Origin of the sequence: Pseudomonas sp. NPDC090233, from assembly GCF_044772285.1 — a bacterium.
GTDB lineage: Bacteria > Pseudomonadota > Gammaproteobacteria > Pseudomonadales > Pseudomonadaceae > Aquipseudomonas.
This window is the reverse complement of sequence record NZ_JBIVYQ010000001.1, coordinates 963,802-980,643: the sequence shown is the minus strand read 5'-3', so window position 1 is coordinate 980,643 and position 16,842 is coordinate 963,802. Positions and strand designations below refer to the sequence as shown.

The following is a 16,842-nucleotide window of genomic DNA, read 5'->3' as shown; positions in this document are numbered from 1 at the left end:
CCGTGGCTGCTGTGGATCTGCGTGCGTACCTGGCCGGTGGAGTCGTCCATCACCCACTGGTTGAAGCCGCCGCCGCCGACTTCCTTGCTCTTGTAGCCGGACATCAGGCCACTGGAATGCCAGGCCGGTTTGTGCCCGCCGTAGACCTGGCCCATGATCAGCGGGCGGTCGATGTCGTTGTCGAGGAAGGTCACCACCACTTCTTCACCGGCACGCGGCACGTGCACGCTGCCCCAGTCGGGGCCGCTGCTCGGTTGCAGCATGCGCAGCCAGCAGGAACTCAAGTCGCCGTCCCGGCTGAGGCGGTCCCAATGGAAGCGCACGCAGACGCGGTTGAGGCTGTCGGTGAACACCTCGTGGCCGCTCGGGGTAACCACCACGGCGGTTTGCGGACCTGGGCAAGTGGGCTTGGCGTGCTCGAACGGGCTGCGGTACGGCGCGCTGTGTAGCTGACCTTCGAAGGTGCTGAGGAAAAAGCCGTAGGACGCTTCGCTCAGGGCCGAGCCGAGCAACGAATCGTCCGGCGCCGGGCGCACGGTCTTGAACAAGGGCGCCAGGCTGCCGACTGGATCACGGCGTTGCTGGGCCATCGGTAGGTTGCTTTCGGCAAAGAACTGCACCTCGATCAGCAGGAACTGCCGGGCCTCTGCGGCCTTGCGCTCGTACAGCGGGTGCTGAGTCAGCTCGAACCAGCGGCCGGCCTGCAACTGGCGCACACCGCCCTGGCCGTGCACGCGGCGGGCCTGGGATTCGCGCTGCTCGATCTGCACACGGCTAAGCCAATCGCCACGCTCCTGTTTCTGCCAGTTGTACTGGCCCTGGTATTCGTAACGCTCCAGGGCGGCAGGGGCAGAGGCGGCCTCAAGCGCCGGCATCACGCTCTCGCGTGGCTGGCTGTGGGCCAGATAATCGACGCTGCGCCAATTGAGCTTGCCGCTGAGCAGCTGCGAGCCGGTGCGCCACTGGGTGATGCCGTCCTGTTTTTCGGTGACGCTCTGGGTGTGGAACGGCACTTGCTGCGGGGCGAGGGCGGGCAGGGTGTCGACGCTGTCGGTGAAGACGATGCAGTGGCTGTCGGCTGTGTGCTCGACGTACCAGAACAGGCCTTCGAGCTCGCACCAGCGCTGCACGAAATTGGCGTCGGTTTCGTTGAACTGGGTGACGTAGGACAGCGGTGCGTATTCGCGGCGCAGGTCGAGGCGGTAGTTACCCTTGGCCTGTTCATAGTGGGCGAACACGGACTCCAAGATCGCCGGCAGGTTCTTGTCCTGCCAGATGCGACAGTCGCTGCGGTATTCGAGCAGGCTGAACCACGGCGCGAACACCAGCTGCCAGTCATGCAGGCCGCCGTCGCTGCCGAGGTAACGTACGCTCTCGACCAGGCCGTGGCGCGGGGTCTGGCTGCCGTCGTCGCAGAGCAGGGCGAGGCTGACGGGCTGGCCGATGAGTTTCTCCGGGTCGTACTCGGTGTCCTGCACCAGCACGTCGAGGGTATAGCGCGGGGTGCGGCCGATGCGCTCGACGCCGTGGGCGCGCAGGGCCTGCAGCTGATCGGCACCCAACGGGGTGGTCAGCTTGAGCAGGCGGCCGCTTTGCGAGAGCGGGGTGCCGAAGGTCAGGTCCATGACAGAAGTCTCCTGAGTGTGAGCTGAAAGTGGGTTATTCCAGGGCCTTGATTGGCGGGTCCTGGTAATCCTCATCGATGGCGATGCCCATTTTTTTCAGGCGTGCTTCGGTTTGGGCGCGTTCCTGGGCCATGCGTTTGAGTTCGGCGGGGAGGAGCTGTTTCCAATCCTCCCGGAGTTTGTTTTCCACGAACCCTTTATAAAACTCCGCTTCCGACTCAAAAGTGAAAGTGAACAAATAAGAGCCCGTTTCGTTTGGTGATTTAGCGCTATTTTCCCGTTGTACGCGGAGCAGTAGGTAGACCCCATCTTTGTAGAAATACCAACTGCTGAATATTGGTAACGCCAACCATTGATTTCGGTTCAGTCGTAGGTTTGGGTCAGCCCAAGGCCCTGTGCTCACAGGATGATTAAGTATACTTTCGGGATCTTCGAATTCTTTCGCGACAGCGCCGGACAACCTTGCTTCATTTGGGAAGATATACCGAACCCAACCTTCGGCCAAAAGTTTTTCCGTCTGCTGATAGAAGTAGCGTATTGCTTCAGAATGCTGCGAGTTTGGCTGCACCCCGCCCAGCGTGACATTGGCTTTATCGATGTTATCCCCGTTAAATGTTATGAGTGTTGTTCTGATGACGTCATTAAACTTAAGGGCGCCAGTGGTTGATAGTACTTCTAAGTTGGCGCGGAGAGGTTCGCTGAATGCAAGTGAAAACTCATACATACACAGGCGAAGCATGCAGTCTTTCTGGAAGTCTACCGATGATGCAGAAAATGCATTAGTGACCGGAGTGTTGACTTCAAAGGTAATGCTAGGCTTATTAGTGATCATGCCTGAGTCTCCGCAAGCCGCTAGAGTGAGGAGTAAAACAATCAAGAGCGATTTAAACATGTTCGCTCCAGGTCGAAATGGTTTCAATGCTGTTTTCCATGTATTCTGGTTCTGATAGCATCAACTGATGGTATCTATCTGCAATTTGGCTGATAAAATCCATTCTCTCATTTTCGTTGTGTAATTTACCTTTGGTCATGACAATGTCGTAGTCAGGGCTGCCCGTTTCGCACATGGTGCTCATGGCTGCAAGTCGGCGAGGAATTCCGATATGGCCCTCCATTAGAGCTTGCGAATCAAGTAATCTCTGAAATACCCAGCTGTCGTAGATCAAAGGTTGCAATATCTTGCGTTGTTCATGGTTGGCAATCGCCATCAAGGACTCATATTGATAACGTTCCCTGGTTTTTCCAACGCCAACTTTCTCAGTTTTAGAAACGAGTTCGAAACCACGCTCCACATATTCATTGGTTTCAAAATTTCTGGCTTCTGACGGAGCAGAATCAACCCAAGGGAGACTTTTGGCCGTTGATTGAAAGCCCTCACTGAAATCGTTCCAATTTCGGCTGCCAACGCAAGCTTTGAATTGTTCAGGATGGTTGATGTAGAACCAGTGCCAGACGAAAATGTCTTGGAACAGCCAGAAATTACCCTTGCCCAAATAGTCTTTCGTTTTATTTAGGAGCAGAATAGGAGCTGCCAAGTAACGCAGATTGCTGTCGGTCGCATAGTCCAGTGCGCACATGACTTGTTTGCTAGCAAATGCAGCTAGTCCAGTCCAATAAAATCGGCCTTTTTTTTCAGGTTTACCATTGCATTCAAGCTCAAGATAGATCTTGGCGTAGTTGCCTGCAATACGTTCTGCTCGAGCGCTGAAATTTTCAACGAGTTCATAGCGCGGTGGCTGTTTGAATTCAACGCGGGTTTTGATTGATAGCCTACGTATTGCCTCTTGTTGCCCAAGGGACCAAACCTGCTTGCATCCTGGATTCAAGTCATTTACAGAGCAAGTAATATTGTTTAATGTGAAATTTTCTTTCATGATTTATTTCTCGGCAAGTATTTGTCGGCGTTCACCGGAACCACGAGTTCATCAGCTACCAGCTTTACCTGCGCAGCGCTGGCCTTATTGCTGAAAAAGCGTGGGGTGTTGCCATCCTGATCGGTGAAATAAATCTTCTTCCCTTCGCCAGGGATATTGACTTCTACTGCAACATTTTCCAGCGGAACACCGAAGCTGGTCATCAGCCTGTTCTGCTCGTCGTACATGCCCGATTCAGTTCCGGTGGGTAGCTCTTTGAACGAATGCTCCATGCTGGCCGGCCCATCCAGCGTCTTTTTAGCGCCCTTGATGTCAATAGTCCCCGGCGCATGCACTTCGATGTTGCTGCCCTTGATGCGGATATAGGCGCCGCCGCTGGTGAGCAGAATCTCTTTCTGCGCGGACATTTCGATCAACTGTTCTAACGACGTCAGCTTCAGGTTCTGCAGCGCAGTCAATTCCATGGCATCGCTTTGCGCCTCCAGTTCGACCTTGCCCTTGGCCGCAAACAACTTGGCTCCGGCGTTTTGCGCAAACAGGCTGATGCTCTGCACCACGCTGGCCAGCAGCGACTTGCCGCTGGCGATGCTGACGTCCTCGCCGGTGCTCACGGTCAAGTGCTTGCCACTGTGCAGGTGGGTGTTCTGCGGCGTCGCGGTGGCGATGTCGGCCGGGGAGGAGGCGATCAGCAGGGGCTTCTGATAGCCCGGGGTTTTGCCGCGACCACCGTTGCGAATCGCCCAGGCGGTGTCGCCGCCGTTGCGTTGCTGTTCGCTCGGGCCTTGGCTCGGGCTGCTGTTGTCATTGCCATAAGTGACGTCGGCATCAGCGTTGAGTTGGGTCAGGCTGTCCAGGCCGGCCTGCAAAGCTTCGGCGTTGTGCTGCTTGGCCGTATCGGAGAGGGTCTTGAGCCGCTGCTCACTGTTCTGCAACTGCTGCTGGGCTTCGCTGACGTCGAGCTGGGCGCCTTGGGCGTTGCTACGTTTCCAGGTGCTCAGGTACAGACCTTGCTGGGCGCGCAGGGCGCCGTAGGCGTCGGTGCGCAGTTCGAAGCCGGTACCGCGCAGGCCGCCGCGGTTGTTGCCGCGCTGGTCGATCAGGTAGCCGAGGTTGAGTTGGGTGTGGCCGTGGCTGCTGTGCAGTTGCGTGCGTACTTGGCCGGTGGAGTCGTCCATCACCCACTGGTTGAAGCCGCCGCCGCCGACTTCCTTGCTCTTGTAGCCGCTCATCAGGCCGCTGGAGTGCCAGGCGGGTTTGTGGCCGCCGTATACCTGGCCCATGACCAGTGGGCGGTCGATGTCGTTGTCGAGGAAGGTGACCACCACTTCTTCGCCGGCCCGCGGCACGTGCACGCTGCCCCAGTCCGGGCCGCTGCTTGGTTGCAGCATGCGCAGCCAGCAGGAAGAGAGTTCGCCTTCCTGGCTCAGGCGATCCCAGTGGAAACGCACGCAGACGCGGTTGAGGCTGTCGGTGAACACCTCGTGGCCGCTCGGGGTAACCACCACGGCGGTTTGCGGACCTGGGCAAGTGGGCTTGGCGTGCTCGAACGGGCTGCGGTACGGCGCGCTGTGCAACTGGCCTTCAAAGGTGCTGAGGAAAAAGCCGTAGGACGCTTCGCTCAGGGCTGAGCCGAGCAGCGAATCGTCCGGCGCCGGGCGCACGGTCTTGAACAAGGGCGCTAGGCTGCCGACTGGATCACGGCGTTGCTGGGCCATCGGTAGGTTGCTTTCGGCAAAGAACTGCACCTCGATCAGCAGGAACTGCCGGGCTTCGGCGGCTTTGCGTTCGTACAACGGGTGTTGGGTCAATTCGAACCAGCGGCCGGCTTGCAGTTGACGGACGCCACCCTGGCCGTGCACGCGGCGGGCCTGGGATTCGCGCTGCTCGATCTGCACGCGGCTGAGCCAGTCGCCGCGCTCCTGTTTCTGCCAGTTGTACTGGCCCTGGTATTCGTAACGCTCCAGGGCGGCGGGGGCAGAGGCGGCCTCAAGCGCCGGCATCACACTCTCGCGTGGCTGGCTGTGGGCCAGGTAATCGACGCTGCGCCAGTTGAGCTTGCCGCTGAGCAGCTGCGAGCCGGTGCGCCACTGGGTGATGCCGTCCTGTTTTTCGGTGACGCTCTGGGTGTGGAACGGCACTTGCTGTGGGGCGAGGGCGGGCAGCGTATCGACGCTGTCGGTGAAGACGATGCAGTGGCTGTCGGATTTGTGCTCGACGTACCAGAACAGGCCTTCGAGCTCGCACCAGCGCTGGACGAAATTGGCGTCGGTTTCGTTGAACTGGGTGACGTAGGAAAGTGGCGCGTATTCGCGGCGTAGGTCGAGGCGGTAGTTGCCTTTGGCCTGCTCGTAGTGGGCGAACACGGACTCGAGGATCGCCGGCAGGTTCTTGTCTTGCCAGATGCGGCAGTCGCTGCGGTATTCGAGCAGGCTGAACCACGGTGCGAACACCAGCTGCCAGTCATGCAGGCCGCCGTCGCTGCCGAGGTAACGTACGCTCTCGACCAGGCCGTGGCGCGGGGTCTGGCTGCCGTCGTCGCAGAGCAGGGCGAGGCTGACGGGCTGGCCGATGAGTTTCTCCGGGTCGTACTCGGTGTCCTGCACCAGCACGTCGAGGGTATAGCGCGGGGTGCGGCCGATGCGCTCGACGCCGTGGGCGCGCAGGGCCTGCAGCTGATCGGCACCCAACGGGGTGGTCAGCTTGAGCAGGCGGCCGCTTTGCGAGAGCGGGGTGCCGAAGGTCAGGTCCATGACGTGGGATCTCCTGAAGAGTGGATTATTCCGAGGTCTTGTCGGTCATGAGTGGTTCAGCCTGAGCAACCGCACCTAGCAACCACCCTTGCGTCTGCGTCGTCTCTCGCCTGTCGAATACCAGTACCGAACCATCCACCGCGTTAGCCGCTTGCAGTGCCAAGGCCAGCGCACTCATGTCGCTTATCCCGCATCCATAGTCTCCCGCCAGCAGCGCATGCCCGATGACATGCTGCTGCATATCGCAGTCGGGCATGCAGGTATTCAGGAACTGGTACAGGTGCTCAAGGCGGTTTCCATCGAGGTGGCCGTCGGTAACTACGGCCTTCACGTCGGTGATTGCCACACCACCTCGCCCACACAGCGCCTCGGCCAACTGTTCGAGGACACCCATGCTTTTACGCGACTGCAAGGCACGGTGCTCATGGTCGTGGGATACGGCGGGGGAAAGTTGCCAACGGGAGTTGACATCGGCGTTGGCGAGATCGGTGCGTTGCAGATTGAGCACGGCAATTGCCTCACCGGCCATGCGCTCGCCGCTCAGGCTGCCAGCCCTGTCGACGGTCGCCCAGGAGTCGATGCCGATGCACAACAGGTTGGGTACTTCCAGGTCGTTCTGCAGCGCCCAAGGCAACCAAGTGGCGAACGTTTGTTCAGGGGCGATAAAGCCATGCCCTGGCAGGTAATCGAATGGCCACACCTCAAGCGCTGCATCGAGCCAAGGGTCGGGTGCGATGTCGGAGGGGGCGAACAGCACGACCTGAAGCTGATCCCAGTCCAGTTCGGCGGCGAACTCGTGCCACTGTTCGAGCATGCCCTGCAGCAATTGCAGCGCCCTCGGCAACGCCCTGATTTCAGCGCGATGGGAACCCGCGCGGATGCGCCGCACATTGCGCCGATGGCCCGCCGGGCTGACTAGCCGCGGGTCGTGCTCGAAGTCGGCGTCAACCTTGCCCAGCGCCTTGCCTGCCTTGGCTTCGGCCGGGCTCAGGTTGGGCAGCCACAGCCAGGCATCGGCGAGCCCGATGCGCGCAGTGTCGTAGTGCGCCAGCGGGCGCGGTGGCGGCGCCAGGCGCTGCTCCTGCTCGCGGCGTTCTCCGATCACGTCCCACAATGAACGATGGCCCTGGGCAAAGGGTTTCAACATGCTGGCAGTCCTTAAAGTATTCCGGTGTCGCTGTTGGTCGCGATCAGGCTGGAGCCGCAGGCGGTCTTGTCGCCATGGCGGGCCACCGGCATGCCGTCGACCAAGGTGGTGGTGTCGCCGCTGGCGATCACGCAGGCACCGTGCAGGCACATCACCTTGTCACCGAGACGCGCCACGGCGCGGCCATTGACCAAGGTGGACGATGAGCCTTGCACGACCATGCCGCCGCGGTCGGTGGGGTCGTTCAAGAGAATGAGGGGGCGCATGTCGAAACTCCTTTTCTGGCGGCTAGGACCACGAATCAGTCACGAGGTTGCAAGGTGCCGAGCACATCGCGAATGTTATCAACCACGCCGCTGTCCTTGATCACATCATCAAGCCAGGATTCCAGCGGCATGTTGCCCCACTTGATCGCCCGCTCGACCAGGTAGGGCACCGGGCTGTGGGGCTCGGTCTGCTTGAAGTACTGGGCTACCCCCTGAAGCAGGGTGAAGGCTTCTTCACGGTTCAGCGGCACCGTGCGCAATGGCGCATCGGCAGTGCGGCGTTCAACGACAGGCTCGGCAGCAGGGACAGCGACGCTTTGCTCGCGCACGGGTTCGTCGACGACAGGTGCTGCGGCCAGTTCCACGCCGCGCTCCTTGAGCAAGCGCTCGACCAGCTGGCGGGCGTTGACGAGCACATCGTCGAGCGCCAGGAAGCTGGGAGCGTCGTGCTCGAAGACCGCATTGGCGGTGGCCTGCAATTGGTGGCAGGCGGCCAGGCAGTCACTGATCTGCGCATGGCGCTGATGCAGGTGTTCGGTATCGGTGAGCACCACCGAACGCTGGAACAGTTCGGCGTTGATCTTGCCTTCTTCCAGTGCCTGGTGCATCGCCGAGGGGTTCAGCCGGGCCAGGTTCTCGACCTGCCGCGACTCTTCGTATTTGTGCAGGCTGTAATGCTGCCCTTGGGTGATCGGCAGGGTGCGGACCACCTGGGTCAACGTGGTGGTCAGCCACGCCAGGCGGGTGGCGCGTTCCTCCACGCCCTCGTCGAGGGCGGGGTACAGCGTCTCCCAGAAATCTTCCAGCAGGGCTTGGGCCACTGCCAGGGAAAAACGGATGCCAGGAAAATGCTTCCTGTTGGCCAGGCCTTCGCTCAACCAGGCTACCAGCATCAGGTCCTTGCTCTGCTCGGTGAGGCCGGCCGCAGCCAGTTGGATCACCTGCTCCCAGTCGGCCTGCTTGAGGTCGGTTTGCCAGTCGCCCTGGGTCAGGTAGTCGGCGTCGGCACGGCGAGCTTCCTTGATCTGATCGAACAGGCTGGAAAAGCTCAGGTCCTCGCCGGCACCGCCATCGATCGGGGCGCGCAAGGCAGACAATGAAAGGTCGTCAAGAATGTCGGACATGGACGGCTCTGTGGCAAAGGTAAAAGGAAGGTCACCGTGCCGTGACGGCACGGGACCCTCGATCGAGCAGCCCCTTACAGGCGGCCGCTCAGGTCAGACTCAGGCGTACACCTTGTTCAGCGAACGGTCCCAGCCGCCGGTGACCTTGCCGCCGCCAGCGCCATCGGAGCGCTTCTGCTGGGTGTAGGTGGTCTTGATGCGCGAGAAGTTGAACTTGATCTCTTCCATCGGCAGGTCGCTTTCGGACTTGGCTTCGCCATCCAGCGGCAGGTTGCCGAGGAAGTTGATCGAGGAGATCACCACTTCTTCCAGGGTGATGGTCAGGTAGGTCACCTTGTCACCACCGGCACGGTTCACGTTCAGCACCACTTCCTTGATGTGCTGGCCTTTGCAGCAGGCTTCGAAAGCCTTGGCAGAGGCCTTGTCGACGTACTTGCGGATGGTGAAGTCGCTCAGATTGACACGCTCGGACGAGGCACCGCCGGAAGAGCTGGCAGTCGCCGAGGTGGCCTGGGTAGCGCCGTACTGGTAGCCCAGCACTTCGATCCAGTCCTTGTGCTTGTCATCCAGCGCTTCGCCTGGGATGCCGTCGATCTTGATGAATGCGTCAAATGCCATTTTTACGTTTCTCCATAGGTGTAAAGGGCTTCCTTGATCCAACAGTGGACCTGCCCTGAGTTTGACCCCTGCGAAAGTCCGCAGGCGTCGTGTTGAGACCGGGCTTCAATCCAGTGCCCGGACCTCGATCTCTACGCGCCTGTTGGGTTCCAGGCACTGAATCAGTTCGGCGCGCGGCGCTTGCATGTTGCAGCGCACCAAAGGTTTGTTGCTGCCTTCGCCCACGGCGTCGACCAGTTCTGCCGGCAGGCCTTTGCCCACCAGGTAGGTCTTGATGGTCTGCGCACGTTGCCGCGAAACCTGCAGGTTGCTCTGGCTGTCACCGATCTGGTCGGCATGGCCGGTGATGACGATCTTGCCGACGTTCGGGGTGTTCAGCAGTTTGTTGGCAATGCTGCTGAGCTGGCGTTGGCCAGCGGCCTCCAGGCTCTGGAAATCGGCGCGGCCAAAGGCGAACAGCGTGTCGGACTCCAGGGTGATGGTCTCGATGGCGCGCAGCGAGCGCGACAGCAGGCTGTTGATGTAATTGCGCGAGCTGGAAATCAGAAACGCATTGTTGAGGATGCGCGGCGCGTCCGGTTCGCGGATCTGGTCGGCGTAGAAGGCGATCTGGCGACCGGCGAACTGATAGTCGTCGGTCTCGCCCAACGCTTGTGCGGACTGGCCGGCAGCGCGTGGCACCTGCTTGTAGATTGCCGGGTACCAGTAATCGGGAATGCGCGTCTTGAGCACGGCAGGCTGGGCTTGCTCGGCCTGTGCCTTGGACAGCATCAGGTAGGTGTCCAGCGTGGTCTGGCCAAAGGTCGCTACCGACTGGGCACGGTTGTCCACCGGCAGGGCGCGGGGTTCGACGCTGTCGATGCCGTTCACTGCTTCCAGGCGTGAAGCGTTGCGCTGGTAGACCTTGATACTGGGGAGCAGGTAAAGCGAGCGGGTCAGGTTGTCGGCGGTGGGTTTGAGCATTACCTTTTCCAGCTGAGCGAAATAGGCCTTGCGCACGAACGGTTCGACGTCGTGACCGGTGTAAAGGCCCATGCGCATTGCCAAGGGCACACCCTCGCTGTGGTGACGGGCGTACAGCTCGGCAGCGGTGTGGCGCAGCTGGTCCAGCGTATGCCAGTCGGTGTACTGCTGGCTGGCGGCAGCGTCCTGTCGTTGCGCGGCGGTCAAGTTGGCGGCCACGGCCTGGATGGCACTTTTGTTGTTGCTGTACGACCAGCCCCAGGCCAGGCACAGCAGCAGCCCAGCCAGACCGGCGACGCCCACCCAAGTCGCCTTGCGCCGGGTTTCGCGGTGGTTGCTGGTGTACAGCGCCACCAGGTGCTGATCGGGGATGATCACCTTGCGGAACAGGCTGGCGATGAACAGTGGCGCGGCCTGGCTGTGGGCAGCGGCGGCATTGCCTGGCGCGGACAGGGCAAAGCGCTCGCGCACCCGGCCGGCGTACGCGCCCTGGGCGGGCTCATCGGCGTCCAGTGCGCTGGTGAAGTAGAACCCGCGCAGCAGTTCGGCGCTCTGGTAAGGGTTGGCACGCAGCAGGTCGGCGACGAAGCTGCCAAGTAGCGGTTTCAACGCAGCCAGTTCCAGCGGCAGGCGGTAGGCGGCCGGGTCTTGGCGGGTCAACTGGATGTCTTGCTGCAGGACTTGCTGGTCGGCCAGTGCCTGCCAGTGCTCGACCAGCTCGTTCAAGGCCGTGGCAAAGCGCGTGCCCCAGTCGGACTGTTCGAAGCCTTCGTGGGCGAAGGTCTTGCCCATCACCTCATCGCGTGCAGCTTGGTCCAGCTGGCGATGGAAATGGGTGAAGCCAGGCAGCAGGTCGCACTTGGTGAACACCAGGTAGATCGGCAGGCGCAGCTCCAGCAGTTCATGCGCTTCCTGGATGCGCTCGCGCAGGCGCTTGGCCAGGCGCTCGCGCCCCTCGGCTCCAGCGTGCAGGATATCTTCGATGCTGACCGCCACGATCAGGCCATTGAGCGGGCGGCGTTGACGGTGTTGGCGTAGCAGGCCGAGGAAGGCTCGCCATTTGCCGGCTTCTTCCTGGTTGTCCATGTAGCGGCCAGCGGTGTCGAGCAGGACCGCTTCAGAGCTGAAGAACCAGTCGCAGTTGCGCGTGCCGCCCAAGCCCGCCACCCGTGCACCTTCGCGGTCGGCGTAGGGGAAGGTGAGCCCGGACTGGTAGAGCATGGTGCTCTTGCCCGAGGCCGGCTGACCGATCACCAGGTACCAGGGCAGGGCATACAGGGCGTCTTTGTTCGCTCCCGATTTACCGCTGCCTTGCAGGCGCTCGATGCTCTGCAGTAGCCGTTCGCGCAGCAGGCTGACTTCTTCACGGTCCTGTGGGTTGGCATTGAGCACTGCCTGGTCGGCGTCATCACGCAGCAACGCTTCGAGGTCGTGATGTTGGGACACGCCCCGGTACATCAGCAACACATAGGCGGCAGACAGCAGCACGAACAACCCGATGCCGGCAAGCAGGCTGTAGAGCGAGGCGAAGCCCAGCGCCATACCAGCCATCCAGACCAGGAAAATCGCCAGGAAAAACACCATGCCGAGTACGTACGGCTGGTATTTGAAGAAGTAGTACTTGAGCCTGTTCATCAATACTGTTCGTCCCGAGCACTGGCAAAGCGCTCAATGAAATCATTCAGGGCCAGGTCATCGGCGGGCAGCGTCAATGCGCCACCTGCCGCTGCTTGCGGCAAAGGGTCCAGCAGGTTGTAGCGCTCGGCGCTGCCTGCAACGCCGGTCAGCACGCGGTAAATCTCGTCACTGCCACGCGACACGAAGCACAGCAGGCCGGGGCGCATGAAGTTGTCCACCAGCACGCTGACGTCTGGCATGCCGCCCGTTCCGCGCAGGCGTGAGAGCAAGGTGCACCAAAGGTCCGCCATGGGCCGTTTTAGTCCACTTTGCGCAGGCAGCGGCAGGCTGATCGCAGCCGGTTGCTGTTGCCGCAGGGTGGCGCGCAAGCGGTATAGGTTGGCCATGCCGGCCTGAGTATCGAATTCCGGGTAGCTGTGGCGCAGCGGCCGGGCTACGTCGCGCAGGTTGAAGTCACCCAGGAACTTCTCGTGCACGCGTCGATAAAGGTCGAGGTCTTGTGCGGTCCAGCCGCGCATGGCCTTGATACGGGCGAACAATTCGCCCGTATCGGTGCCTTGCGCTGCCTGCATCAGTAACGGTTTGATCTGCCCGGCGAACAGCTCGCAGAGAATATGCGGGCTGACGAAGTGCGCGTCGTGCTCGACCCGGATGCTCTGGAACACCATGAACGGGTAGCGCCGGCCACTGGTATCGCGCGAACTGATGAAGCCGCCGAGCAGCCATTGGCCACTGCGGCTGCGGTAGCAGAAAAAGCACACCGGCAACGCGTCGAAGCGCTCGCGCCAGTCAGCGTGCGACTGCATGCGGCCCAGGCCGTTCTGCAGCCACTGGTCGAACTCGCACACCTCGGGCAGGGCGCCGTTGAGGCTGACGAAGTCGGCGCTGGCCGGGACTTTGCCGAAACACCCAATCATCAGTTCACCCGCGCACTGTCGTTGAGCACGCTCAGTGCCTTGACCTGGGCCAGGTCGGTCATCTTCACGCCGCCATAGTTACGCACCACCAGGCTGACCGGGCCCGCCACCGACTGCCAGGTGAAGCGCTGCTGAATGGTATCGAGGTCGCTGACCCGGGCGCTGTCATTCATTTTCAGCAGGCCCCAGCGGCCTGGGTAATCGAACACGGTAATACGCTGGCCTTCCAGGGTGACCACGTCCAGGCGGGCTCCCGGTGCGTTGTTGCTGCCTGGCCAGGCGAAGCGGTTCCAGCTGGTGCGGCCGTTGCGGTAGTGCTGCTCCTGGCCGTCGAGGGTGAAGATGATGTCGGTGTAGCGGGCCGACGGCTCCAGCATGATCTCGAAGCCGTTCTCGCGGTCCGACAGGCTGGCGATCACCTGGCCCACGGAGCTGGCCTTGTCGATGCTGTCGACCATCTTTGTGTTGACCAGCGGGGCGCTGCTGTTGCCGGTGCTCATGCCCAGGCCTTCACCACCGGCCAGATTGCCGATTTCGTTGCGTTTGAAGGCCGGCAGCAAGCCGCTTTCGGGGTCGACGAAGCGCTGCAGGTCCTTGACCGAGGCTTCGTTGTTGCTGCTGGCGACGATCGGGTAACGGTGCGCCATGACCTGTTGCCACGGGCGGGCGATGTCTTGCGCCCAGGCTTTGGCGATCTGCTGCCCGGCCGGGTCGCGCAGGGTTTCCCAGGTGTATTGCAAAGGCGAGTTGAACAGGCGCAGCAACGAGCCGGACAGGCTGCCCGCACTGGTGTCGACACTGGTTTCGATGTAGTTGCGCACCAGGGTCACTTCAGACGGCTGGCCCTCGAGGGTTTCGCTGATCAGCAGCTTGCTGTTCTTGCCCACATCCTGCGAGCGCTGGATGTTGCTCAGGCGCACCTTGAGTTTGCGCAGGGCAGCGAGGTAGCGGTCCATCACGGTGCTATCGGCGCCTTCGGCGTTTTGCGCGGCGAACAGGCGCGAGACCGGCTCGAAACGCTTGGCCAGGCTACCGTCGTCAACGCGTGGCAGCTTGGCGACGATGGCCTCGCCTGGCACGCCCTGGTTGGCGAACACGCCCTTGATGCTGCTCCAGAAACTGTCCTCGACGGCATTGGCCGGGGAGGCGGACGCCTGTTTGGGCAGGTCCCAGTCGGTGTTGTGATTGACGGCGGCGAGCAGGCTCTTCACCGGCGAATTCTGCACATCGCTGAGCACCGTCAGGCGTTCGCTGGCGTTGGCCATGTCGGTGAAGTGACGGATACCGACACCCTGCAGCAGGGTGAACCAGGCTTCGGCGTAGTCGGCCTTGTAGCGGGCCAGCAACTCACGCATGAAGTTGGCCTTCTGCACCAGGCCATTGCCGCCTTCGCCATCGAGCACCCAGTCGCTGTCATTGCGCAGCTCACCCGACAGCAGTTTGATCAGCTCGGGCTGGACGAACTGTTCCCAGCCCTGGCGGGTATAGAAGGCGGGTACCGACTCGGCCGAGAACAGCTGGTTACGGCTGGTGGCCGGGACCATGTCGGCGAGGTTCAGCGCCGGATACTGGCGGCCGGACTCCAGTTGCAGGCGCAGGTATTCGCGGTCGACCAGGGAGCTGGCAATCATGAACGAGCGCAGGCTTTGGCGCGCATCGGTGACCAGTTGCTCATTGCGGCGCAGTGCCGGTGCGGTGCCTTGCTGCAAGTAGCGCACATACATGGCGCTGTTGGCGGCGATCAGCTCAGGGCTGATGTCGAGCCCTTGCGCTTGCGCCGCCTCGGCCCAGGCGCGTGGCAGTTCAGTGGCGACAAAGTCAGCATCCGGGTGCGCTTGCGGGTGGGTCAGGATCAGGTACAGCTTGAGTGCGCTGTAGGCTTCGATCACCGATGCGATCTGCTGTTCGCTGAGGCGCCCAAGGCTGTCCTCGGACAGCGAAAGCCCGGCCGTCAACGCGGTGTCCTCGGACGAGTCAGCGCTTGATACCGAACGCGCCTTGTCCTGCAGCGCATCGAGTGCGCGACGGCGGCCTTCCTGGCCGGCCTGGTTGGCTGCGGACTGCAGCTGGCCGATTGCCTGGCGACCATTGCCGGGGACGCTGGTGACCAGCGTGGCGTCGGCCGGCGCTTTGAACACTTTGACATTTTTGCCGGGTGTAGCCGGTGGGCTGACCTTTGCCGTGCGGCTTTTGCCGGCCTCGGCCAATGGGCTGCGGTCAACGGTTTCGGCGAACTGATTGAGTGCGCGCAGTTGCACTTGCAGTTGCTTGCCAATCGGCTCCAGGGCCTGGGTGCGCAGCTGTTGCAGGTAAGCCTGGCGCAGCGGGCCGAGCAGGTCGGCGCCGCTGTACAGCCCGGCGCCCAGGGCCAGCGGCACACCGTCGCTGTCATAACCTTCGAACTCGCCGAGGTAACGGCGCAGCTGTTCCATGGCCTGCCCGGATGCCAGGCGTTCGGCCTGATCGGGCGCCTGCTCCAGCGCATTCAGCTCGCCGGCAATGCCGGCCAGCACTTCGCGGTTGTTATGGAACGAGATCCCTTCCCACGCCAGCAGGGCGACACCGGCGAGCGCCGCGGCCCCGGCGAGGGCCGGCGTGAGGGCACGGGTACGGCCTTGGCGCGAGTAGTAGAGGCTCAGGTTACGGTCGGGGAACACCACGTTACGGAAGGTCCCGGTGATGAAGTAGCTCTTGTCGCCGACCTTGCTCGCAGGCTTGCCGGATGCCGGGCGTTCGGCGGCTTGCAGCGCATAATGCGCGCCCAGTGCATCTTCATAGACAGGCGGCAACTGTTCATCGGTTTGCAAGGCACTGGTGAAATACACACCACGCACGATGGGCGGCGTGCGGCCATCGGCGGTGCGTTCGAACTGCTCGAGGAAACCGCCCAGCACCGTGGAAAGCTCGGCGAAATAGTTGGGGAACTGCAGCAGTTCGACGTTGGCGGTGTTGCCGGCACCAATCAGCTGGCCGTCCACATGCTCACGCACACTGCCCAGCAACTGGCCGAATCGCTCTTCGACCACCGCACGCAGACCCTTGCTGCGCACATCGGCCAGCGGGAAGGTCATGCCCAGCGGTTGTTGACGCTGGTGGTTGTCCAGGCCTTCGAAGGCCTGGTTGAAGCCCGGCAGCAGGTCGGTCTTGCTGAGCATCAGGTACAGCGGTGGGTTGACGCCCAGGCATTCGCTGTATTCGTCGATACGGCTGACCAGACGCGCGGCGATGGCTTCGCGCTCGGCGACCGTTGCGCAGATGATCTCCGGCAGACTGACCACCAGTACCAGGCCGTTGACGGCAGGCTTGCTGCGCTGTTTGCGCAGCAATTTAAGGAACGATGCAAATTCGCTGGCCGACGCGTCGTCACGCAGGTAGCGGCCGGCGGTGTCGATCAGCACCGCTTCGGGGCTGAAGTACCAGTCGCAATGCTGGGTACCGCTGTCGAAGCCGCTGGCCTGAGCACCGGCAATCGAGGCGGACAGCCCCGAGCGGGTCAGCAGCGAGGTCTTGCCCGACGCCGACATGCCGATCACCAGGTACCAAGGCAGGTCGGACAGTGCCGAGGCGCCGCCGCCGCCCGCCGAGCGCGCCGAACGCAGCATGGCAATCGCGTGCTTGAGGCGCTCGCGCAGCACATGCTGGTCGCGGAACTCGCCTTCGCTACCCAGTGAGCGGTCGACCTCCAGCTGAACCAGGCTTTCGATGTTCTGCTCGGCGCGGATACGGCGGTATTGGCGCAGCACCACCAGCAGCAGGCACACGGCGCTGAACAGCGTCATTGCGACGTAGATGTGCTCTTGCGAAACCTGCCAGCGCGGCAGTGCGAACCAGCAGGCCAGCAGGCCAATTGCCCAGAGCAGTGCCAAGGCAACCCAGAAATTTTTCAACCAACGCAGTAGTGCTTTCATGTCTTCCTGACC

At 61.8% G+C, this 16,842-nt stretch carries 11 protein-coding genes; all 11 read right to left on the bottom strand.

Annotation, left to right across the window (positions count from 1 at the left end):
- Positions 1-1,625 (bottom strand): type VI secretion system Vgr family protein (locus tag ACIQUF_RS04455; RefSeq protein ID WP_403128844.1); only part of this gene is annotated, 1,625 nt, incomplete at its 3' end.
- A 34-nt stretch (positions 1,626-1,659) separates the two neighbouring features.
- Positions 1,660-2,517, bottom strand: a complete 858-nt coding sequence (locus ACIQUF_RS04450; protein ID WP_403128843.1) for a hypothetical protein — start codon at positions 2,515-2,517, stop codon at positions 1,660-1,662.
- A complete protein-coding gene (locus ACIQUF_RS04445) occupies positions 2,510-3,499 on the bottom strand; it encodes a DUF2515 family protein (RefSeq protein WP_403128841.1) in 990 nt (329 codons plus the stop codon). The genes ACIQUF_RS04450 and ACIQUF_RS04445 overlap by 8 nt, the downstream gene beginning before the upstream one ends.
- Positions 3,496-6,249, bottom strand: a complete 2,754-nt coding sequence (locus tag ACIQUF_RS04440; protein WP_403128839.1) for a type VI secretion system Vgr family protein — start codon at positions 6,247-6,249, stop codon at positions 3,496-3,498. Before ACIQUF_RS04440 ends, ACIQUF_RS04445 begins: the two co-directional genes overlap by 4 nt.
- 25 nt (positions 6,250-6,274) lie before the next feature.
- On the bottom strand, positions 6,275-7,396 hold the full coding sequence (locus tag ACIQUF_RS04435; protein ID WP_403128837.1) for a hypothetical protein: 1,122 nt from the start codon (positions 7,394-7,396) through the stop codon (positions 6,275-6,277).
- An 11-nt stretch (positions 7,397-7,407) separates the two neighbouring features.
- Positions 7,408-7,662, bottom strand: a complete 255-nt coding sequence (locus ACIQUF_RS04430) for a PAAR domain-containing protein (RefSeq protein ID WP_403128835.1) — start codon at positions 7,660-7,662, stop codon at positions 7,408-7,410.
- 35 nt (positions 7,663-7,697) lie between these two features.
- Positions 7,698-8,786, bottom strand: coding sequence for a type VI secretion system protein TssA (gene tssA / locus ACIQUF_RS04425; protein WP_403128833.1), 1,089 nt, complete (start codon positions 8,784-8,786; stop codon positions 7,698-7,700).
- A 99-nt stretch (positions 8,787-8,885) separates the two neighbouring features.
- Positions 8,886-9,404, bottom strand: coding sequence for an Hcp family type VI secretion system effector (locus tag ACIQUF_RS04420; RefSeq protein ID WP_403128831.1), 519 nt, complete (start codon positions 9,402-9,404; stop codon positions 8,886-8,888).
- Between the two features lie 105 nt (positions 9,405-9,509).
- Positions 9,510-12,002, bottom strand: coding sequence for a type VI secretion system membrane subunit TssM (gene tssM, locus ACIQUF_RS04415; protein WP_403128829.1), 2,493 nt, complete (start codon positions 12,000-12,002; stop codon positions 9,510-9,512).
- Positions 12,002-12,922, bottom strand: a complete 921-nt coding sequence (gene tagF, locus ACIQUF_RS04410) for a type VI secretion system-associated protein TagF (protein ID WP_403128827.1) — start codon at positions 12,920-12,922, stop codon at positions 12,002-12,004. Before tagF ends, tssM begins: the two co-directional genes overlap by 1 nt.
- Complete coding sequence (locus ACIQUF_RS04405) at positions 12,922-16,830, bottom strand: type VI secretion protein IcmF/TssM N-terminal domain-containing protein (RefSeq protein WP_403128826.1); 3,909 nt, start codon at positions 16,828-16,830, stop codon at positions 12,922-12,924. Before ACIQUF_RS04405 ends, tagF begins: the two co-directional genes overlap by 1 nt.
- Positions 16,831-16,842: the final 12 nt, after the last annotated feature.

Excerpts from the sequence above, each read along its gene's own strand:
- ACIQUF_RS04450 (WP_403128843.1), bottom strand. The coding sequence starts at position 2,517 with ATGTTTAAATCGCTCTTGATTGTTTTACTCCTCACTCTAGCGGCTTGC.
- ACIQUF_RS04445 (WP_403128841.1), bottom strand. The coding sequence starts at position 3,499 with ATGAAAGAAAATTTCACATTAAACAATATTACTTGCTCTGTAAATGAC.
- ACIQUF_RS04440 (WP_403128839.1), bottom strand. The coding sequence starts at position 6,249 with ATGGACCTGACCTTCGGCACCCCGCTCTCGCAAAGCGGCCGCCTGCTC.
- ACIQUF_RS04435 (WP_403128837.1), bottom strand. The coding sequence starts at position 7,396 with ATGTTGAAACCCTTTGCCCAGGGCCATCGTTCATTGTGGGACGTGATC.
- ACIQUF_RS04430 (WP_403128835.1), bottom strand. The coding sequence starts at position 7,662 with ATGCGCCCCCTCATTCTCTTGAACGACCCCACCGACCGCGGCGGCATG.
- tssA (WP_403128833.1), bottom strand. The coding sequence starts at position 8,786 with ATGTCCGACATTCTTGACGACCTTTCATTGTCTGCCTTGCGCGCCCCG.
- ACIQUF_RS04420 (WP_403128831.1), bottom strand. The coding sequence starts at position 9,404 with ATGGCATTTGACGCATTCATCAAGATCGACGGCATCCCAGGCGAAGCG.
- tssM (WP_403128829.1), bottom strand. The coding sequence starts at position 12,002 with ATGAACAGGCTCAAGTACTACTTCTTCAAATACCAGCCGTACGTACTC.
- tagF (WP_403128827.1), bottom strand. The coding sequence starts at position 12,922 with ATGATTGGGTGTTTCGGCAAAGTCCCGGCCAGCGCCGACTTCGTCAGC.
- ACIQUF_RS04405 (WP_403128826.1), bottom strand. The coding sequence starts at position 16,830 with ATGAAAGCACTACTGCGTTGGTTGAAAAATTTCTGGGTTGCCTTGGCA.